Below are 20,419 nucleotides of genomic sequence, written 5' to 3' on the forward strand. Positions count from 1 at the left end.
ACGCCCCGCCGCAACCCGCGCCGGGGCGTTTTCTTATCTACTCCAACGAAATCCGCCGCTTCATCTTTTCAAAAATACGGCGGGGGTAGGCGCATCCACGGGATGCGCCAAGGGGGCAGCGCCCCCTTCCCTCAGGCCGCCTTCCACTCCAGACGGCGCGCGTGCAGCACAGGCTCGGTATAGCCACTGGGCTGCTGTCGCCCCTTCAGCACCAGATCGAGCGCCGCGGCATAGGCGATGCCGTTATAGCCCGGCGCCATCGGCTGATAGAGCGGGTCATCCGCGTTCTGCTCATCGACCACCTTCGCCATGCGCCGGAACACCTCGCCGACTTCGGCTTCCGTCACCACGCCGTGGTGCAGCCAATTGGCGATGTGTTGCGCCGAGATCCGGCAGGTCGCCCGGTCCTCCATCAGCTCGACACCGCTCAGATCCGGCACCTTGGAGCATCCGACGCCCTGATCGATCCAGCGCACCACGTATCCGAGGATGCCCTGGGCATTGTTCTCCACCTCGCGGATCACCTGCTCGCGGGTCCAGCGGCGGTAGGTGGCAAGCGGAATGTCGAGAAGCGCGGTGACATAGGCGCGCTTGCCGCCGGCCTCCAGTTTCTTCTGCACCTCGGCCACGTTCACCTTGTGGTAGTGCAGCGCGTGCAGCGTCGCGGCCGTGGGCGATGGCACCCAGGCGCAATTGGCCCCCGCGCGCGGATGCTCGATCTTCTGCTCCAAGAGCGCGGCCATCTCGTCGGGCTTGGCCCACATGCCCTTGCCGATCTGCGCCTTGCCGCGCAATCCGCATTCCAGACCGATGTCGACGTTCTGATCTTCGTAGGCCGTGATCCAGCCCTTCCGCTTGATGAACTCCTTGCGCGAGAAGGGACCCGCTTCCATCGAGGTGTGAATTTCATCGCCTGTGCGGTCGAGGAAGCCGGTGTTGATGAAGGCCACCCGGTGCTTGGCGGCGCGGATGCATTCCTTGAGGTTGACCGAGGTGCGGCGCTCCTCGTCCATGATGCCGATCTTCACGGTATATTGCGCCATGCCGAGCGCGGCCTCGACGCGGGTGAAAATCTCATCCGTGAAGGCCACCTCGTCGGGGCCGTGCATCTTCGGCTTCACCACGTAGACCGACCCGGCCACGGAATTGCCGCCGTCGCGTGCCAGATCGTGCTTGGCGATCAGCATCGTCACCATCGCGTCCATCAGGCCTTCGTAGATTTCCGAACCATCGCGCAGCAGTACCGCGGGGTTCGTCATCAGGTGGCCCACGTTGCGCACCAGCATCAGGGCGCGGCCCTTGAGGGTCAGCTCACCCCCGTCAGGCGCGGTGAAGACGCGGTCCTCGGCGAGGGCGCGGGTCACGGTTTTGCCGCCCTTCTCGAAGGTCTCCGACAAATCGCCCTTCATCAGGCCAAGCCAGTTGCGATAGGCCAGCACCTTGTCCTCGGCATCGACACAGGCCACGGAATCCTCGCAATCCATGATCGCGGAAACGGCGCTTTCGATGCGCACATCCGCCAGCCCCGCCTGATCGCGCGCGCCGATCACGTGGCCGCGGTCGAAGACCAGCTCCACGTGCAGCCCGTGGTTGACCAAGAGCACCGCGTCCGGCGCCTTGGCGCGCCCCCGGTAGCCCGCGAATTGCGCCGGGTCCGAGAGCGGCTTGTCATCGACCAGCAGCGCGCCCTTCTCGACATGATAGCGGCGCACATCGGCGTGGGAGGCGCCGTCGATCGGGAAGGTTTCGTCGAGGAAGACGCGGACCCGGGCCACGACCCGCGCGCCCCGGCCCTTGTCATAGCCACCCTTCGGCGGATGCGAGCCCATGGCGTCGGTGCCATAGAAGGCGTCGTAGAGGCTGCCCCACCGGGCATTGGCCGCGTTCAGGGCGAAGCGCGCATTGGTGATCGGGACGACAAGCTGCGGGCCCGCGACGGTTGCAATCTCGGGGTCGATCTTCGTGGTGTCGATGTGAAACGGCTCGCCCTCGGGCACGAGGTACCCGATATCCTTGAGAAACTCGAGGTAGGCGTCAGGATCATGGGCCGTGTCCCGCCGCGCGATGTGCCATTGGTCGATCTTGTCCTGCAATTCGTCGCGTCGCGCCAACAAAGCGGCGTTCCGGGGGGCGAGGTCATGGGCGAGGTCCGAGAACCCTTCCCAGAAATCCTCGGCGCTGACGCCGCTGCCGGGCAGAGCCTGCGTCTCCACGAAAGTTGCCAGTTCCTCGGCCACCTGCAGGCCATTCTTTTCCACACGCGTTGTCATTGGATCTCCCTCCGCCCAGTTCCCTATCGGATGTAAGCCAAGGGGGGTGGCCCGGCAATAGATCAGCGCGCCCGGCGGCAGCGCTCCGAGCAGTAGCGCACCTCGTCCCAGACATCGGCCCACTTCTTGCGCCACGAAAAAGGCCGCCCGCAGATCGCGCAGGTTTTCGACGGTAGATCGGTTTTCTTTCGCATTCGGGCCATGGCGGTCAACCTAGCGCGGCGCGCGCGGCAGGCGAGGTCGATCAGTTCGACCACAGCCGCTCCCCCTGCCCCTCCCGCGCGGTGTCGACGTGCAGTGCGTCCCCCTCCATCCCGAGCGACAGCGCGCCTGTCCGCGACAGATTGCGAGGTGTCAGCAGCAGACAAGGTGCGGGCCGCTCGGGCTCGGCCCCAGCCAGATGGCGCTGCGTCTCGCGTTCCGCCCTTTGGAGCGCGGCGCTCGGGTCTTCCGGTGGAAGGTTCACCACGATGATATCATGGCGTGCGCAGGCCTCTTCCACCCGCCGCGATGCCGCGCGTCCGGTGCCGTGCCAAAGGCTGAGATCGCCGAGCATGGTGGTGAAGCCGGGATCCGCGTCGTGCCAGCCCGCCCGGCTCGCGGCGCTGGCCTGATCGGCGCGGTCGCCGTCATTCTCCAGCCAGATACGCGCCACGAAGCCATCCCCCCGTGACCGGCTCAGCACGCGCCCCTCGGGCGACATCTGCCCCACCAGCCCGCCGGGCTCAGAGATCAGCAGCGCCGGGCGCTCGGCGAATTGCCAGAGGAAGACGCCGAGCGCCATTGGTGCCAGCGCCAACCAGCGCCCCGGCCCGCGCCAGAGGCACAGCGCGATCCCCGCCAGCGCAATCAGCGGCAGAACCGCGTCGGGCGGTGAGGCCACCATCCGCACCGCGCCGGGCAAGCGCGCCGTTTGATCGGCCACCCCGAGAATCCAGACCAGCGCGTGTTCCATGATCCAGAACGCCATCCATGCCGCCCCGAATGGCGTCAGCAGCAGGGCAAGAACCGCGCAGGGGATCACGACCGACCCCATGATCGGCACGGTCAGCAAGTTCGCGCCAAGGCCATAGACGGCGAGCCGGTTGAAATGCGCGGCAGCGAAGGGTGCCGTGGCTCCGCCCGCGATGATCGACGAGGTCAACAACGCCCACCCGGCCTTCACCCACCCGGGCCAGTTCCGCATCCAGGTGGCCCCCTGCAGCGCCGTGAAGGCGGCCACGAGCGCCGTGGTCGCGGCGAAGGACATCTGGAAGCCTGGCGACATCAGCGTCTCGGGCCGGTGCAACAGCACGATGATCGCCGCGATGGCGACCGAGCGCAGGGTGATCGCGCGCCGGTCGATCAGCACCGCCGTGAACATCACCGCGATCTGGATGAACGCCCGCTCCGTCGCCACGTTCCCCCCTGACAGCGCGAGGTAGAACGCACCCGAGCCAAGCGCCGCGGCAGCCGCCCATTTGCGGATCGGGTAGCGCAGCGCGACTGCCGGGATCAGGGCCAGCAACGCGCGCAGGGTCGTGTAGACGAAGCCCGTCAACAGCCCCATGTGCAGGCCTGAAATCGCCAGCAGATGCGCGATGTTGCTGTCGCGCATGTCCTGTATCGAGCCGAGCGACAGCCCCGACCGGTCGCCGGTCAGCACGGCCGCCGCGAAGGCACCCGGTTGCCCCGGAACCTGCGCCTGAATTGCGGCCGACATCCGCATCCGCAAGCTGAAGAGCGGCGCAAACCCCGCCTCGGGCGGCGCAAGCAGCAGGACAGGTGCGCGGGTGTAGCCGATCCCGCCAATGGACTGGAACCAGGCATGGCGCTGGAAATCGAAGCCGCCGGGCTCCGCCGCGCCGCTCGGCCCGGCGAGGTGCCCCGTCGTAAAGACAATCGCGCCCGGGACAGGCACCATGTAGCCCTGCTCTCCATGGAGCGCGATCCGCACCCGCCGCGGCACATCGCGCACGTCGTCGAGCCGCACGCGGTCCAGCGTCAGCCGCACCGCATCGCTGGACGAGCGGTCGATGCCCACGATGCGACCCTCGATCGCGCCGTAGTAGCGAAAGTCGATGACCGGCCCCGCCACCCAATGGGCGCGCGCGCCCGCAACGCAGAACCCGAGGGCCGCGAGCACCACGGCCAGGCTCAATGGCCCCCAGACCTCCCGACGCCGCGCCCCGAGCCAGGCCGCCGCCGCCGCCACGCCGACCGCCACGGCGTAAGCCCCGACGCCCGGTTCGACGCGCGCGTTGAAGTACAAGGCCACGCCCAGGCCTAGCGCCACGGCGGACCATGGCATCAACGAACCTCTCTGGCCCTGCTGGACCGCGTTCACCGCGCCTAAGTTCAAAACGCCCGCCTATCGTTACCGACCCTGTTTGCCCGCGCCGGATCCCCTCCGGCCCTTGCCCGGATCAAGCGCCCAAGCTACCTAGCCCCCAAAGGTGCCAGATCATGGTTGCCAAAAGGTTAACGCGCGCGGCCTGACCAGGGCCGGAAAGGTCTTCTACATGTCGGACGCTCAGCAAATCGTCACCCGGATCGCCCCCTCGCCCACGGGCTACATGCACATCGGCACGGCCCGTACAGCCCTGTTCAACTGGCTCTACGCCCGCGCCCGCGGCGGCCGCTTCGTGCTGCGGGTGGAGGACACCGACCGCGCCCGCTCGACGCCCGAGGCGACGCAAGCGATCCTCGACGGGCTGGACTGGCTCGGCCTCGATTACGACGGCGAGGCGATCAGCCAGTTCGAGCGCGCCGACCGCCACCGCGAAGTGGCCGAGCAAATGCTGGCCCAAGGCCACGCCTACAAATGCTTCTCCACCCAAGAGGAAATCGCCGCCTTCCGCGAGGCCGCCCGCGCCGAGGGCCGCTCCACCCTCTTCCTCTCGCCCTGGCGCGACACGCCGGAAAGCGAGCACCCCGACGCCCCCTTCGCGATCCGCCTGAAGGCCCCGCGCGAGGGCACCACGGTGATCCGCGACCGCGTGCAGGGCGATGTCACGATCCAGAACGCGACGCTCGACGACATGATCCTGCTGCGCTCGGACGGCACGCCCACCTACATGCACGCCGTCGTGGTGGACGACCACGACATGGGCATCACTCACGTAATCCGTGGCGACGACCACCTCAACAATGCCGCGCGGCAGGTGCAAATCTTCAACGCCATGGGCTGGCCCGAGCCGGTCTGGGCCCATATCCCGCTGATCCATGGTGACGACGGCAAGAAACTCTCCAAGCGCCACGGCGCGACCGGGGTGATGGAATATGCCGAGATGGGCATCCCCGCGTCCGCGATGCGCAACTACCTCGCGCGGCTCGGCTGGTCCCACGGCGATGACGAGCTGTTCACCGACGAACAGGCGCTGGAATGGTTCGACCTCGACGGTATCGGCAAATCCCCCTCGCGGCTCGACATGAAGAAACTGGCCAATGTCACCGGCTGGCACATCGCCCGGACCGAGGACGCCGATCTTGTCGCCCAGATCAACCATTTCTTAAAACTCACCGGGCAGTCTGAGCTTTCGCAGGCGCAGCAAGATGGGCTGACCCGTGCGATGTATTGCCTCAAGGATCGGGCGAAGTCTTTGCCTGATCTGCTCGATAAGGGGCGGTTTGTATTGGAGAATCGGCCATTCGACTATGATGAGAAAGCCCGCGCTGCGCTCGACCCGGTATCCCGTGGTATACTGAAGGAATTGACTGCGCAGTTGCAGAATGCTAGCTGGTCCCGTGACACGCTAGAGGGCGTCTTGAACGCCGCCGCGCAATCCCACGGATTGAAATTCGGCAAACTGGCAGGACCGCTCAGGGCGGCTCTCTCCGGGCGGACGGTATCGCCCAGTGTGTATGATATGATGCTTGTCATTGGCCGGGACGAAACGCTCGCCCGCCTTGACGAGGCCGCCTCCCTCGCCTGATCGCGAGGGCAGCATCAACGGGGGAAGACCGAGCGTGGATCGGACGCCCCCTACCCGTTTGGAGGCTCGCCTCCCGGACCCAATTCCCGCCGGCATCCCGCCGCGCGCGCCTTACGAAGGGACGACCATGGCCGACACCAGAACCGCCACTTTGACCATCGACGGAAACTCCGTCGATCTTCCGATCCACTCGCCCACCCTCGGCCCCGATGTCGTGGACATCGGCAAGCTCTACGGCACGGCGGGTGTGTTCACCCATGATCCGGGCTTCACCTCCACCTCGGCCTGCGCCTCCTCGATCACCTTCATCGATGGCGACAAGGGCGAGCTTCTGCACCGCGGCTACCCGATCGACCAGCTGGCGTCCCAGTCACATTACCTCGAAGTGTGCTTCCTGCTGCTCTACGGCTACCTGCCCTCCGAGGCCGAGTTGGAGAAGTTCGAGACGACGATCACCCATCACACGATGCTGCACGAGCAGATGGCCAACTTCTTCCGTGGCTTCCGCCGCGACGCGCATCCCATGGCCGTGATGGTCGGCGTCGTCGGTGCCATGTCCGCCTTCTACCACGACAGCACCGACATCAACGATGAGCGCCAGCGCGAGATCGCCTCGCACCGCCTGATCGCCAAGATGCCCACGATTGCCGCCTGGGCCTACAAATACACCATCGGCCAGCCCTTCGTGTATCCGCGCAACGACCTGAGCTATGCCGCGAACTTCCTGCGCATGTGCTTTGCGGTCCCCGCCGAGGAATATGTCGTCGACCCGATCCTCGAACGCGCCATGGACCGGATCTTCACGCTTCACGCCGATCACGAACAGAACGCCTCCACCTCCACGGTGCGCCTGGCGTCCTCTTCCGGCGCCAACCCCTTCGCCTGCATCGCCGCCGGCATCGCCTGCCTCTGGGGCCCGGCCCACGGCGGCGCCAACCAGGCCTGCCTGGAGATGCTGAAGGAAATCGGCACCGTCGACCGCATCCCCGAGTTCATTGCCCGCGCCAAGGACAAGAACGACAGCTACCGCCTGATGGGCTTCGGCCACCGCGTCTACAAGAACTTCGATCCCCGCGCGACGGTGATGAAGCAATCCGCAGACGAGGTGCTGGACCTGCTCGGCGTGGAAGACAACCCGCTCCTGCAGGTTGCGATGGAGCTGGAAAAACAGGCCCTCGCGGATCCCTATTTCTCCGAGAAAAAGCTCTTCCCCAACGTCGACTTCTACTCCGGCATCATTCTCGAGGCGATGGGCTTCCCCACCTCGATGTTCACCCCGATCTTCGCGCTCTCGCGCACCGTGGGCTGGATTTCGCAGTGGAAAGAGCAGCTTGACGACCCGGCCCTCAAAATCGGCCGCCCGCGTCAGCTCTACACCGGCGAGAAGCAGCGCGACTACGTGGACATCAAGGACCGCTAGATCGCAATAGATCACCAACGCAAAAGGCCGCCCCTCACCGGGCGGCCTTTCCTTTTGCCGATCGGCATAGAACGCCACGGACGCGGCGCCATTCACCGCGCTCCCTGCTTCATCTTGGCCAATACAACTCGATCCGACGCCCGCGAAGCGTCACGCCGCCGCCTGCTCGGCTGCCAACAGACGTATACGCTCCACCATCGCGCGCACCCCGTTGGACCGCTGCGAAGACAGGTGCTCGTCCAACCCCAGACGCGCCAATTCCGCCGGAGCGTCCACCGCCAGAACCTCTTTCACGTCCAGTCCGCCATAGAGCGCGTGGAGCACCGCAATCAGGCCGCGCACGATGATGGCGTCGCTGTCGCCTTGGAAATCGAAAACCCGGCCCTCCACCCGTGGCAGGATCCAGACCTGCGACGCGCAGCCGTCAACCTTGGTCGCGGGCACTTTCACCGCGTCGTCCATCGGCTCCATCGCTTTGCCAAGCTCGATCACATGGCGGTAGCGCTCTTCCCAATCGTCAAGGAATTCAAAGGTTTCGGCGATTTCTTCAAAGGCTTCGCTGGCCATGGGCGTCTCCGGCGCGTTGGTTTACACCCCTCTGAGGTAGGGTGTTCGGGGCACGTCGTAAAGAGCGTGTCCCACGGGCCGGGTTTCCAAGCCTCTCGCGATCGTTTACGCATCTTATCAAGCTATTGTCTGAGGGTTTGATCCATGCTGCGCGCCATCCTTGTTGTCTCCGCCATCCTGTCGCTTGCGGCTTGTGACAGCCGGATCAATCCGTTGAACTGGTTCGGTGGCGATCGCGAGCAACGCATCGCGGTCGATCCTGCGACCACCGAGATCATCGTCGACGGCCGCAGCCTTGTGTCCGAAGTCACGCAGCTTTCGGTCGAACAGACGACCTCGGGCGCCATCGTGCGCGCCACCGGGCTGGTGCCGCGTCACGGCTATTTCGACGCTGAACTTGTGCTGGTCGACGCCTCGCAGACCGAGCTGACCTACGAGTTCCGCGCCGCCCCGCCGCTCACTCCCTCCGCGACGGCGATCCAGCGCATCGCGGTCGGTGCCGAGCTGACCGTGGGAGAGCTCGCCGGCATCCGCGCGATCACCGTGATTGCGCAGAACAACCGCCGCTCCGTCGGGCGCCGTTAACCTACTGATAGTGTTCCGCTTCAGGCGGCGACGATCTTGACCTTCTGGCCCTTGGCCGAAAGCGCGATCTCGCCGCTCAGCAGCCGCTGCGCATCCGCCCCGAAGACCTCTTTCCGCCAACCCGAGGCCCATTTGCCGTCGGTATAGCCCGAGGCGATATCGTCCAGATCCGCGCTCGAGGCGATCAGCTTCGTCGCCACGCCCGCCTCTTCCGCCTTGGCCTTCAGCAGCACCCGCAAGAGGTCCGCCAACGCCGGGTTGAGGTTCGAACGGTCCCGACCGGCGGCAACCTTCGGCATCTCGCTGTTCGGGATCGCCATGCCACGCGCCACGGCCGCAACCAGCCCTTCGGCAATCGCGCCCTTGCGTGCATCCCGCAGCAGCAGCCGAGATTTGCTGAGGTCCGCGACCGTTTTGGGTTTGGTTCCGGCAAGCTCCAGAAGCGCGTCGTCCTTCACCACGCGGTTGCGCGGCACGTTCTTTTCCTGCGCATAGGTCTCGCGGAACGCGGCAAGCTCGCGCGCGATGGCGACCGTGCGGCCTGAATTCGTGCGCAACTTCAAGCGCTTCCACGCATTTTCCGGATCGACGACGTAGTTCTCCGCGTCGGTCAGCTGCGCCAGTTCCTCCTGCAACCAATGGGTGCGTCCCGTGCGCTCCAGCTCCGCCGAGAGGTGCTCGTAGATCTGGCGCAAATGGGTCACGTCGCCGAGCGCATAGGACTTCTGCGCATCCGACAGCGGCCGGCGCGACCAATCCGTGAAGCGGGAGGATTTATCGAGATCGGCCTTGGCGATCTTGCGCACCAGCGTCTCGTATCCAACCTGATCGCCGAAGCCGCAGACCATCGCCGCGACTTGCGTGTCAAAGAGCGGCGCGGGCACGACGCCGCCTTCCACAAAGAAAATCTCCAGGTCCTGGCGCGCCGCGTGAAAGACCTTCACCACGTTGGGGTTGCGGAACAGATCGTAAAGCGGCTCCAGCGAGATGCCCTCGGCCAGAGGGTCGATCAAAACCGCGTCGCTCTCGTCCGAGCCGGGAAGCGCCACCTGCACCAGACAAAGCTGTGCGAAATAGGTGCGTTCTCGTAAAAACTCAGTGTCTACAGTGACATAGGGATGCGTGGCCGCACGGGAACAATAGTCTGCGAGGGCTTGGGTCGTCGTGATTGTATGCGGCACAGGAGGGCGATCTTCATGAAGAAACAGGGTGATATTTTTGTAGATCAGTGGCGCACAGATGAAAAGCCGATGTGAAAATTTCGCAACGGCGCAGGCGCAGGGGTCATGCTTACGGCAGGAACAACGGCGTGCGATCGCCCGCCGCGAACCGTTCCAGCACCGCCGGGTAGAGGCGGTGCTCCCACGGCAGTATCCGCGCGGCCAGCGTGTCCGGCGTATCGTCGGGCGCGACCGCCACCCGGGCCTGTCCAAGGATCGGGCCGTCATCAAGGGCTGCGGTCACTTCGTGGATGGTGCAACCGGCCTCGGCGTCGCCCGCCGCAATCGCGCGGGCATGGGTGTTGAGCCCCTTGTAGAGCGGCAGCAACGAAGGGTGGATATTGAGCATCCGCCCCTCCCAGTCCGCGACGAAACCGGGCGTCAGGATACGCATGAAACCGGCAAGGCAGATGATGTCGGGCGCGTGGTCCCGCAAGACCTCCGACAGCGCCTTTTCGAACCCGTCGCGATCCTTGCCGAACGGCTTGTGATCGACGCAAGCCGTTGCGATCCCGAGGTCTTTCGCCTTCTGAAGCCCCGCGACACCGGGCACGTTCGAGACCACGACACAGGGCCGCGCCGGGTGATCCCCGGTCATCGAATTGGCCAGCGACACCATGTTGGAGCCACTGCCCGAGATCAGGATGGCAACCCGTTTGCTCAAAGAAGCGCGCCCGAGTAGCGCACGCCCTCGCCCGCCGTGACCGTGCCGATGCGGTGCACGGATTCACCGGCTTCCTGCAAGGTCCACGTCAGCCCCTCAACCGCTTCCTCCGCGACCACGAGCACCATGCCGAGGCCCGCGTTGAACGTCTTGAGAAGCTCCGCCTCCGCCAAGCCGCCTTCCTGAGCCAGCCAGCCGAAGACCGGCGGCAACGGCCATGCGTCCAGATCGATGTCGACGCCAAGCCCCTCGGGCAGAACGCGCGGGATGTTCTCGGTCAACCCGCCGCCGGTGATATGCGCCAGCGCATGGACGCCGCCCGCGCGGATCGCCGAAAGGGCGGGCTTCACGTAGAGCCGCGTCGGCGCCAGAAGCGCCTCCCCCAGGCTGGTGCTGGCAAAAGGCGCCGGCGCGTCCCAATCAAGGCCCGAACGCTCGACCACGCGGCGCACCAGCGAATAGCCATTGGAGTGAACCCCGTCCGAGCTCAGGCCGAGCAGAACGTCCCCCTCGCTCACGCCATCGGGCAAGGTCTGCCCGCGCTCCATCGCCCCCACCGAGAACCCCGCGAGATCGAAATCTCCCGGCGCATACATGCCGGGCATCTCGGCCGTCTCGCCGCCGATCAGGGCGCAACCCGAGGCCGAGCAACCGGCCGCGATCCCTTCCACGATGCGCGCTGCGTCATCGACGTCCAGCTTGCCGGTGGCGAAATAATCAAGAAAGAACAAGGGCTCCGCACCTTGGCAAACGAGGTCGTTCACGCACATCGCCACGAGGTCGACGCCGATCGTGTCGAAGTTTCCGGTGTCGATGGCGATCTTCAGCTTGGTGCCGACGCCGTCCGTCGCGGCCACCAGAACCGGGTCCGAATAGCCCGCCGCCTTGAGGTCGAATAGCGCGCCAAAACCGCCGAGGCCCGCCATGACGCCGGAGCGCGTCGTCGCCGCAGCGGCGGGCTTGATCCGGTCGACCAGCGCGTTGCCGGCATCAATGTCAACGCCAGCTGCCGCGTAGGTCAGCGCGTCCGGTTTCGTGTCGCTCATGTGAAGGCCCCTTTTCGCAGACGCCGCCCAGTTACCAGCCCGCAAGGGTCCCGTCCATGCACATCAGGCGCGGCGCGCGCCAATCTTCACCGCAACAATACCGCCACAGCGCGCCCTTTGTGTCCCAATGCGCCCAATTTTAGACAAATTCGAGCAGTAGCCGAAAGAAAAGAGAAACCAATAAGACGAGGCACCACAGTGACAACGCCCCCCAAGACCGAAGTTTTCTTCATCGTTGATGGTGTCAAACTCGAATCCCAAGCCACGCTTCTGGCCTCGACCCTCAAGCGTCACCTGATGCCGCATCAGAAGGCCGTGGCCTACGTCCGCGAGGATTACCGGGACGAGATGAAGGAATTCACGCTGGAGGTTCTGGAAGCCTCTGATGTCGAACTTCGCCTGATCCCGAACACCAATGGCGGTCACGCGCCCTGGCTCTCGCCCTACCCTCACGGCAACAAGATCCTCGCCGCCGCAGAGCCGCGCGACTGCGACATCTCGGTCTTTCTCGATACCGACACGGTCCTGACGGAGCCTGTCGAGTTTTCCGATGAACTGGGCGACGGTTTGGTCGCGGCCTGTGTCTCGGATTACGCCTCTTCCACAGGCGCTGACGAGGATTGGGAGGCCTTCTACAGCGCCTTCGACATGCCCCTGCCCACGGATCGGGTGCAGCTTCTGGGGGGCCGCAAGCTGACGTCCCTGCCCTATTTTAACGCGGGCGTGATCGTGTTCCGGGAGCGGACCGACGACGGCGTATCGCTCAACTTCGGTCGCGACTGGTTGGAGACGGCCTTGCGCTTCGAGCGTGAAGTGACCCACGACTACCCGCGCCCCAACATCGACCAGTTCACCCTGCCGATCCTTGGCTACCTGCGCGGTATGCCCGTCGTGACGATGGGCCAGCACATGAATTTCAACATTCAGGGTCTGGGTAACGGCGAAGGCCAGCGTCAGACGATCGCGCATTACCACACGGCGGGCGCGCTGTGGAAACACAACGTCCACGGGCGCAGCGCGCTTGAGGCGATGACAGACGTCCGGGGCCACAAGGCGCCCGAGATGTTCCTGGAGACCTACGGCCTCCACGCGCGGCGCAAGAACCTCAAGCACCACCTGCACGAGATGGCGCAACGCGAAGCCGCCTGACGGGCGCGTGTCCTTGCCGCGTCAAAGACCTCTTCAAAGTGCCAAAGCGCTCTGCTAGTCCTGCGCCATCGGGGGCCTGTAGCTCAATTGGTTAGAGCAGAGCGCTCATAACGCTTTGGTTGCGGGTTCAAGTCCTGCCGGGCCTACCAAAACCCCGTTTTCCCGGCCTGTTACGCCTCATCGCGGCAGGGTCAGGTCCACCCGCAGCCCGCCCAGTTTTGCGCTCTCTCCAAGCGCCAGCGATCCCCCATGGCGTCGCGTGATGTCCTGGGTGATCGCGAGGCCAAGGCCCACGCCCGAGCCGAGGTTCTGGTTGCGGGCCGCGTCGAGCCGGATGAAGGGCCGCAGGGCATCTTCGCGCTGCTCTGGCGGAATGCCCGGCCCGGTATCCTCCACCGTGATCCGCAACGTCCGCTCCCGCACCGCCACCGTCACCGCCGCGCGGGTGCCATAGCGCAGTGCGTTGGACACGAGGTTCGTGACCGCCCGTTGGATCGCGAGCGGCCGCAGCATCACCTTGTCGACCGCCTCGGGCATCTCGAGGCTGACCTCCCCGCCGCCCCGGCGGGCGTTCTCCACGACCTGCTCGATGATCGCCAAAGGATCGACGAGTTTCGGGTCGTCCAACGCGTCGCCGCGCACGAAGTCGAGGAAGGTGCCCACGAGGGTCTCCATCTCCTCTACGTCTTTGATCAAGGCGTCGCGGTCCGCGCCGTCCTCCATCATGTCCAGCGCCAGCCGCATCCGTGTCAGAGGGGTGCGCAGATCATGGGACACACCGGAAAGCATCAGCGTGCGCTGCTCCACGTAGCCTTCGATCCGGCCCCGCATGTCGAGGAAAGCCCGCCCGGCCGAGCGGACCTCCGTCGCGCCAGAGGGGTGATACTCCAGGCTCCGCCCCTTGCCGAAAGCCTCTGCGACTCCCGCAAGACGCCGGATCGGCCGCAGCTGATTGCGCAGGAAAACGTAAGCCACCAGCGTCATCAGGATCCCGGTGCCCACCATGATCACCAGCAATTGGTGCGGAGCCGCGGCCGAGGCACGGCGCCGGGTGGTGCTCAGCGCTATGGGATCACCCGCCGTTTCGACCACAGCATAGACCTGCCGCTCGTTGCTGCGCAGGTCGATCGCCTGCACGCCGGGCACGTTCTGGCGCAGGACCTCGATCACCACGACGCCTGAAAGATCGTAGAAATACCACTGATCGTCAGACATCGGACGCGGTGTCGTGATCTCGATGTCCAGGGCCGAGGCCAGCGCCTCCGCCGCCTCCGGCCCCTCCGCGTCCCACGTGTCGAGCAGGAGGTTGAAATCGAGGCTCAGCGCATTGGTAAGCTGCCGCGTCACATCCTCGAAATGGCGTTGCAGAAAGACGGAACTGACGACAAGCTGGATGGTGACCACCGGAACGATCAGGATCAGCGCCGCACGCCCGTAGAGGCTGCGGGGCAGGAAACGCTTGATCCATGCCGATGGCTTCATGGGGCGTATCTAAGCGGGACGGGGCCAATCATGCAAAGCGAAACACTGGAACCGGGCGTGCGCCGGGTGACGGCGAACAATCCCTCGCCGATGACCTTCACCGGCACCCAGACCTACCTGCTTGGCGAGGGCGATGTCTGCGTGATCGATCCCGGCCCTGCCGATCGTGCGCACCTGCAGGCGATCCTCGACGCGCTGGCGCCCGGGGAGAGGATCACGAAGATCCTCGTGACCCATTCGCACCTCGATCACTCGCCGCTGGCCCGCCCGCTGGCCGACGCAACCGGCGCGCCGGTGCTTGCCGCCGGACCGTCAGACTGGGGGCGGAGCCCGGTGATGACGCAGCTCGGCGCGGCGCTAGGCGGCGGCGAAGGCGTGGATGAGGCCTTCGCCCCCGACGAGCCTATCACCGAGGGTGATGCCTTCGACGGAATCACCGTGCTTGAAACGCCGGGCCACATGGCCAACCACCTCAGCTTCACCTACGGCGACGCGCTCTTTTCCGGCGATCTGGTGATGGGATGGTCGACCTCCCTCGTCTCCCCGCCCGACGGCGACATGACCGCCTTCTTCGCCTCGGTCGAAAAGCTGGAGGCGCGCCACGACCGCGTCTTCTACCCCGGCCACGGCGACCCGGTGACCGAGCCACAGGCCCGCTGCCGCGCCCTTCTGGAGCATCGCAGATCCCGCGAGGCCCAGATTCTCTCAGCCCTGCAAGACATTGGCCCCGCCAACGCCGAGACCCTCGCCCGCCACATCTACACCGAGGTGGCCCCCGCCCTCCTGCCCGCCGCCGCGCGCAACGTGCTGGCCCACCTCATCGACCTCCACACCCGCGCCCGGATCACCACCCCCGCCCCACTCCACGCCAACAGCCTTTTTCGCGCCGAGTGAAATTTTCCGACATCCCCCACTGGACGCCCCATAAGACCCTTGCTATATCGCCCTCAGTTCCGGCGTAGCTCAGCGGTAGAGCAGTTGACTGTTAATCAATTTGTCGTAGGTTCGATCCCTACCGCCGGAGCCAGTTTTACCACAAAAATCAGCTACTTACGGTCATTGATTAATTGGCCGGAATGTTGTCGGCTTTTCATGTAGACGCTGTGTAAACTGCGACATCCAGTCTCACTCTTTGAACTGGCCGACAAAATCTGCTCTCTAACGATTCTGGCAAACAGGCCGCCAAGGCACCCCGCACCTACCCTCGCTTTGCTCGGCGCGTCTTACGCGCGGGATGTCGGGCTGCCCTCTAGCGTTGCCCCAAGATCAGACCCCGAGGGGACCATTCGCCATGGCCCCCTTCTCGATCCCCCTAGGCACTGCCCGATAGGTAAAAGAGTAGCGAACGGCCCTAACCAGACGTTCACAGGCTAGATGAAAACTGCGCTGCAGCTTCTCCGAAGCGGACCTTCATCCAAAGCACGCCCCTTAGCGGAACCAACGACCGCACAGCGGACAAGGTTGCCATTCGTTGCGGGCGCGCGTGATTGCCTCAGGACCGACTTAGAAATTTTGCCACTGCTGCGGAGATTGAAGGGTCGAGCCCTCCCTCTTCGTCTTTGATGATCCCATCTGGGGTAGGCCTAAACAACGCCGCAAGCACGATGCTCTCGTTTTCCATGGCAATTGACTTATCCTGAGTAATGGCAGCAAAGGACTTCGCAAATGCTGTCTTCTCCTCCGCATCAAGACTAAGATGGCGTTCGCTCAGAAACATACGATATTGCAGCCTCGTGGCCCAGAGCAGCACAGAGAATGTCACGAGCAGGCTGGCGACTAGGACAGGCCCCTTGTAGTTAAACATGATTTCGCAGGTCTGGACTCCGTCTCGAATGGTGCAGACCTCTCGCGAAAATGATGCAGCGATCTCATCACCGAAAGCAACGGCTGTGACAATCGCGGCGGCAACAGTCGCCACTCCTAGCCCGAAAAACCACTTTAACGCGGCAACAGACCGTGTTCTGTGCTGCCCGGCCCTTTTGCCCCAGAGAACAACCGGTGCATCGAGCTCCATATGTTGGCGATATCGCTGAATCATCTCTTCAAATTCGTCCATTCGCCCATCGAATTTCTGGGCCCGCGACACCCCGGCGTTCATGAATTTTCGATCCCGACGTTCTTCAAGGTATCTAAACACCCTGAACAGCCTGCCAAACTGTTCCGTGTGGGCGTCGTTCGCCGCCGCACCGTCATCGATCAACTCGTGAACTCTGGCGAGCTCATTCTCGGCCTGAACTGCTCCGACCTTCATTTGTTGGAGATCGCCCGCGTTTGGCACGACAGACAAAACAGCGCTTATTGTTTGGAGAGCGACTCTTCCCTGCTCAAGTTTCTGCATATTGTTTTGATGGCCGTTCGCAACCCGCAAGGAGCGACTGTCGACCATAAAGGCCTCCAACATATAGATCGCCGCTGCTGATCTATGGCTTCCAAATAGGCTGAGAATAGCTGCTCCTTCCGGAGACTTGCTCGGCGGCGGCAAAGCTAAGGCCTTGTTTTTGCCGTCGGCCCTGTGATTGAAGACCTCCACATCTCCAACGAAATTGCGTAGTTCACTTATCGTTTCCACAATTCGGCCAAGCGTCAATATATCATTCCTTGGGCCTCGAACATTCAAGGCAACTAGGTTCCCCTGCTGGACATCTAGCATTGCCGACCAGGCTTTCTCTTCGCCGTTTAAGTAGGCTGTTACGGCCCTTTGCGATTTGAACTCCTCACCGGGGAGGTCTTCGTACGAAATCCTATATACGGCCAAAAGGGTTCTCCGAATGTTACGCCTAAAAATGGCCGTTCATCACGACATGAATTCAGCTCAGTGGCAAGACTGCGATGGGCATGGTGGACTCGTCCCCGAACTTTGCTGCACCGCAGGTCCAAGCGCCTCGTCGCCTCTCGCGCGGCGTCGCTCTCGGCCCGAACCGGACAGTCGCGAGCGTTGGAATTGCTGCAGTGCAGCTCTGGCACTGCTGTCGTTCATAAACGCAAGGCGCCGCGCGGCCTGCCCCGCAGATGGTCGGTCGAGTGCCTACCAAAACTTCAAAATCAAAATGCTCGTGAGGATTGATGGGAAGACCAGCAAAGCCGACCCCATAGCGTAGAACAGAAAGACGATAATTCGCGCGGCGCTCCGGTGATACTCAAGCGCACGATGCTCAAGGTAGAAGACGTCGGTCGGATGTGCGACGGCTTCGTCCAACAAAGCAACATGCAAGATGCGGTCCGCCCGTCGTCCTGAATATGCTACGTCCAAAACTTCGTCGGTCATTAGGTAGCCAGAGCCAGTCCAAAAGCGACTACCGAGTCGGTCTTCGGCCGGTTCGAAGTCCTCGTCAGAAAACTCCGTCGCCAGAAACAGGCGTTCGACAAACCGGTGCAGGTCGCCGCTTACGTCCGAGGGAAAGCCAATTCTTCGAGCGACGAACATTGAACTTCGCTCTTCGCCGTGGAGGCTAGCAAAATACATGCCGATGGTGTTTTCGAAGCTCCCGATGACCAAGTTGGGCGTCCTTATGGTGTCCATCGCCGCAATGTAGCTTTCGGCTGCTGGGAACCGACGTATTTGGGATGGTGCAACGACGTTGAAGAGGGCCACACCCCCCCCGAATAGCAGCAGGCCAAAATAAAGGAAGTAGAGATTCCGGGAGTAGAGGAAGGTCCAGAGGTCGCCACTTTCGTGCGCTAGATCCGCTGGCAGAATCGTCGAAAAATAATCTGAAAGCGTCGAGTTGAAGACGATGAGGTAGCCGACGAACGGCATAATGATCGTCAGCCGTGCAATGCGCGAGTTTCCGATACTTGAGAGTGCGGACCAACTGATCGCCGTCCCGAAGCTGTAGAATTGGTCCGAAACTGCTTGAATAATCCAACGCCTGAAGAATTCTCTGACGCGCGCACTCAAGTTTAATCCCTCCCAGCTCGATCGTCGCCCCATTGGGCCTGTTTGGCATATCCGAACTCCTGTGGGCGGTCGAGGCCATCGTCGTTATCATGCAAAAAATAGACCCGAGACGTCTCAAGGTGAGCGCCCCTGAAATCATGCAGGCCATCCCGGTCGTCCTCTCCTCCACGGGTTCGCTTGCGAGCTCGTACCTCCACCGAATGACCGCTTGCCAATCACACGCCGGAAAAATGTGTAATCGTGTTTCATGCTGCAGAAGACTCGTTATTCAAACTAGACTTCCATAAGCTGGTTAGATGTAGAGCCAACGTGAGGAATCAGATGCCACAGCCAAAAGAAGAAAGCTCACAAATTTTCATCCTGATCATAGATGAAACCTACGGCGGTGATGATGACGCGTGGGAAGAAGAAAGTCACCGTTTTAGACGCAGTCTTGAGCGTGATTTTGACTGTGAGTTTGCAGAAGCGAACATTGGCCCCGGTGCCGATATACCCGCGTTCTTGACGATCATTGCAACGACGACGGTTCCAATCTGGACTGTTCTCCTTGGCGCTTTTTTCCTTGGCAAACCGATAAGTGAGAACCTGACGGCTTGGTCCGAGATCGGTGGAAGATTACGGTCATTTTTTGGAAGGCAGGTTGTCCTTGCGCGAAACGGTGCGGCCGCGATTGCAGTCGAAGCTGTCTTTGAAGAATTGGGCGGTCTACCCAAGACGATTCGGCTTTTGAGCTACCGACCTGGACACATTGGTGACGATGAAAGAATAGGTGATATGCCTCAAAGTGACAGCATTCAAGAGAATGTTCCGACCCTCAATCTCGGATATGTTCGTCACATTTTTGAAATTGAGGCTGATGGCGTTTTACATAGGGTGACCGTCGATGGAAAAAATACAGAAGTTTTGAAACTTCAGCGTAGCATCTGAAACATATTACCTGTCCAGATTAGCGACTAGTTCGATAGCAGATTCTGAGACCGGATTTGCGAATGGCTGATTTGTCCGCTCAGCAGGCCTTGGGGCAGTACGCAGCGAAGGTCCTCTCCCCGTCCCTTCTATCGCAACATTCCCCCTGTCCCGTCACCTCGCGCAGCAAGCCACTCGCAGGCGGGCTAGTAAGGAATGTCTGTTTCGCAGAGGCCATGCGAGGAAAAAATCTCACCAATGTCTTCAGTTTTACCCCTCGTATCATTCTCCTTCAGGGCAAACCGCAACAACTTGCCGGAAACCTCCCACGGCACCCACTCGTTGATTCCTCTAATCGAGCTGGCCGTTTCACCGCCACCGAACGCCTTCCGTAGCTTCTTAAGGAACACCAAACGCTTCCGTGCGGATTTGATTTGTTGCGGCTTTCCATACTTAAGGGCCTGTTTGAGTTCTGCCCGCGCCTTGGAATTCGCATAACGTTCCGTCGAACGGCGGAACATATAGAACTCGGCTGCCGTGACATTGTTCTCTTGAACGTCGGTAGGCCATCGGCCGCCGCGCCCCCAAACACGGCCTGTTTGCGCCTTCCATTCAGGCGGGAGGCTATCTGCTTGGCGTTGATAGTGACCAAGCCCTCTTGCGGCATGTTTCGCCATGTAGATGAACCAACCGTCTGCCCCCCTGATGATCTTGACCAACTGCGCGCGCTCAGAGGTGCCATAGCATTTCGTGTACGCGAGCCATGCGTCTTCAAGGTCCCAAACGATGTCCGCATGGGTCTCGATCCAAAAGGCGCATCCATGGAGATGTGGGCGCCCCTCTTTCGTCCACTCTGTGACCATGTGCCAGCAGATACACCCGAACCTATCATTCAAGGCACGGACGAGTTTCAGCTTTAGTCTCTTCCATTCCTTAGGGGTTGGCATATCGCGAATTGTGAAGGTGAAAGCGAGTCCAAACGGCGGGAGCTGATCGACCAGTACGGACCGCAGAAAGCGAGTATTTCCCCGTGCAGATTGCAGTGACCATCCGTTGATCTTTTGACGCTTGCCGTGTTGCCCGCCATTTCCGCCCGCAGCTCCGCCGGTAACCCCCAAAGGGCTTATTTTGATTTTGAACATTTCATTCTCCGGGATTGTCGTTCCGTCGGGATTCCGTGTTCCCCACGCCCAAAACGTCACCGTTTGATACTACTTATCGAGAGGCGGCCTCCGGCCACCTGACCACCCGCGCGCCGCGCCCGCTCCCTGACGGGCGCGCGTCGCGCGCGTGGACAG

General features: G+C 62.7%; 17 protein-coding genes and 2 tRNA genes. 8 read left to right on the top strand and 11 right to left on the bottom strand.

What is annotated here, in order from left to right; genetic code table 11:
• Window positions 1-131 precede the first annotated feature (131 nt).
• The 3 genes from KYE46_RS12380 to KYE46_RS12390 all read right to left on the bottom strand — a co-directional run bounded on the left by KYE46_RS12380 (window position 132) and on the right by KYE46_RS12390 (window position 4,560).
• Window positions 132-2,270, bottom strand: a complete 2,139-nt coding sequence (locus tag KYE46_RS12380) for a malate synthase G (protein WP_219000925.1) — start codon at window positions 2,268-2,270, stop codon at window positions 132-134.
• Window positions 2,271-2,332: 62 nt separating this feature from the next.
• The gene (locus KYE46_RS12385; protein ID WP_219005105.1) at window positions 2,333-2,473 is read right to left on the bottom strand and encodes a DUF2256 domain-containing protein; all 141 of its coding nucleotides are present in this window, start codon (window positions 2,471-2,473) and stop codon (window positions 2,333-2,335) included.
• Between the two features lie 41 nt (window positions 2,474-2,514).
• Window positions 2,515-4,560 (bottom strand): ComEC/Rec2 family competence protein, encoded by a 2,046-nt coding sequence (locus KYE46_RS12390; protein WP_247716828.1) that lies wholly within the window; start codon window positions 4,558-4,560, stop codon window positions 2,515-2,517.
• A gap of 211 nt (window positions 4,561-4,771) precedes the next feature.
• Between KYE46_RS12390 and gltX the strand changes: the two genes are divergently transcribed.
• Together gltX and gltA are read left to right on the top strand one after the other, a co-directional pair.
• The gene (gene gltX, locus KYE46_RS12395; RefSeq protein WP_219000927.1) at window positions 4,772-6,184 is read left to right on the top strand and encodes a glutamate--tRNA ligase; all 1,413 of its coding nucleotides are present in this window, start codon (window positions 4,772-4,774) and stop codon (window positions 6,182-6,184) included.
• A 127-nt stretch (window positions 6,185-6,311) separates the two neighbouring features.
• Window positions 6,312-7,604: a citrate synthase gene (gene gltA, locus KYE46_RS12400; protein WP_219000928.1), complete on the top strand. Its 1,293-nt coding sequence runs from the start codon at window positions 6,312-6,314 to the stop codon at window positions 7,602-7,604.
• Window positions 7,605-7,754: 150 nt separating this feature from the next.
• Here gltA and KYE46_RS12405 read toward each other — a convergent pair whose 3' ends face one another.
• On the bottom strand, window positions 7,755-8,171 hold the full coding sequence (locus KYE46_RS12405) for a SufE family protein (RefSeq protein WP_219000929.1): 417 nt from the start codon (window positions 8,169-8,171) through the stop codon (window positions 7,755-7,757).
• A 144-nt stretch (window positions 8,172-8,315) separates the two neighbouring features.
• On the opposite strand from KYE46_RS12405, the gene KYE46_RS12410 reads away from it, so the two are divergent.
• A complete protein-coding gene (locus KYE46_RS12410) occupies window positions 8,316-8,756 on the top strand; it encodes a hypothetical protein (protein ID WP_219000930.1) in 441 nt (146 codons plus the stop codon).
• Window positions 8,757-8,776: 20 nt separating this feature from the next.
• On the opposite strand, the gene rnd is transcribed toward KYE46_RS12410, so the two are convergent.
• The 3 genes from rnd to purM form a co-directional block, all read right to left on the bottom strand.
• Entirely contained in the window at window positions 8,777-9,937 is a 1,161-nt protein-coding gene (gene rnd / locus KYE46_RS12415) for a ribonuclease D (protein ID WP_219000931.1), read from the bottom strand.
• A gap of 109 nt (window positions 9,938-10,046) precedes the next feature.
• Window positions 10,047-10,640: a phosphoribosylglycinamide formyltransferase gene (gene purN / locus KYE46_RS12420; protein WP_219000932.1), complete on the bottom strand. Its 594-nt coding sequence runs from the start codon at window positions 10,638-10,640 to the stop codon at window positions 10,047-10,049.
• Entirely contained in the window at window positions 10,637-11,686 is a 1,050-nt protein-coding gene (purM, locus tag KYE46_RS12425; protein WP_219000933.1) for a phosphoribosylformylglycinamidine cyclo-ligase, read from the bottom strand. Before purM ends, purN begins: the two co-directional genes overlap by 4 nt.
• Window positions 11,687-11,884: 198 nt before the next feature.
• Here purM and KYE46_RS12430 point away from each other — a divergent pair, with 198 nt between their 5' ends.
• Both KYE46_RS12430 and KYE46_RS12435 read left to right on the top strand, forming a co-directional pair.
• Entirely contained in the window at window positions 11,885-12,835 is a 951-nt protein-coding gene (locus KYE46_RS12430) for a hypothetical protein (RefSeq protein WP_219000934.1), read from the top strand.
• Window positions 12,836-12,907: 72 nt separating this feature from the next.
• Window positions 12,908-12,984, top strand: a tRNA-Ile gene (locus KYE46_RS12435).
• Between the two features lie 28 nt (window positions 12,985-13,012).
• Here KYE46_RS12435 and KYE46_RS12440 read toward each other — a convergent pair.
• Complete coding sequence (locus KYE46_RS12440) at window positions 13,013-14,317, bottom strand: ATP-binding protein (protein WP_219000935.1); 1,305 nt, start codon at window positions 14,315-14,317, stop codon at window positions 13,013-13,015.
• 30 nt (window positions 14,318-14,347) lie between these two features.
• Between KYE46_RS12440 and KYE46_RS12445 the strand changes: the two genes are divergently transcribed.
• Entirely contained in the window at window positions 14,348-15,211 is an 864-nt protein-coding gene (locus tag KYE46_RS12445) for an MBL fold metallo-hydrolase (RefSeq protein ID WP_219000936.1), read from the top strand.
• Between the two features lie 58 nt (window positions 15,212-15,269).
• Window positions 15,270-15,344: transfer RNA gene (locus KYE46_RS12450), tRNA-Asn, on the top strand.
• Between the two features lie 465 nt (window positions 15,345-15,809).
• On the opposite strand, the gene KYE46_RS12455 is transcribed toward KYE46_RS12450, so the two are convergent.
• Window positions 15,810-17,072 (bottom strand): DUF6161 domain-containing protein, encoded by a 1,263-nt coding sequence (locus KYE46_RS12455; protein WP_219000937.1) that lies wholly within the window; start codon window positions 17,070-17,072, stop codon window positions 15,810-15,812.
• 270 nt (window positions 17,073-17,342) lie between these two features.
• Complete coding sequence (locus KYE46_RS12460; RefSeq protein WP_219000938.1) at window positions 17,343-18,215, bottom strand: hypothetical protein; 873 nt, start codon at window positions 18,213-18,215, stop codon at window positions 17,343-17,345.
• 321 nt (window positions 18,216-18,536) lie between these two features.
• Between KYE46_RS12460 and KYE46_RS12465 the strand changes: the two genes are divergently transcribed.
• On the top strand, window positions 18,537-19,142 hold the full coding sequence (locus KYE46_RS12465; protein WP_219000939.1) for a hypothetical protein: 606 nt from the start codon (window positions 18,537-18,539) through the stop codon (window positions 19,140-19,142).
• A 185-nt stretch (window positions 19,143-19,327) separates the two neighbouring features.
• Here KYE46_RS12465 and KYE46_RS12470 read toward each other — a convergent pair whose 3' ends face one another.
• Window positions 19,328-20,263, bottom strand: coding sequence for a hypothetical protein (locus tag KYE46_RS12470; protein ID WP_219000940.1), 936 nt, complete (start codon window positions 20,261-20,263; stop codon window positions 19,328-19,330).
• Window positions 20,264-20,419: the final 156 nt, after the last annotated feature.

Origin of the sequence: Gymnodinialimonas ceratoperidinii (assembly GCF_019297855.1) — a bacterium.
Classification (GTDB): domain Bacteria; phylum Pseudomonadota; class Alphaproteobacteria; order Rhodobacterales; family Rhodobacteraceae; genus Gymnodinialimonas; species Gymnodinialimonas ceratoperidinii.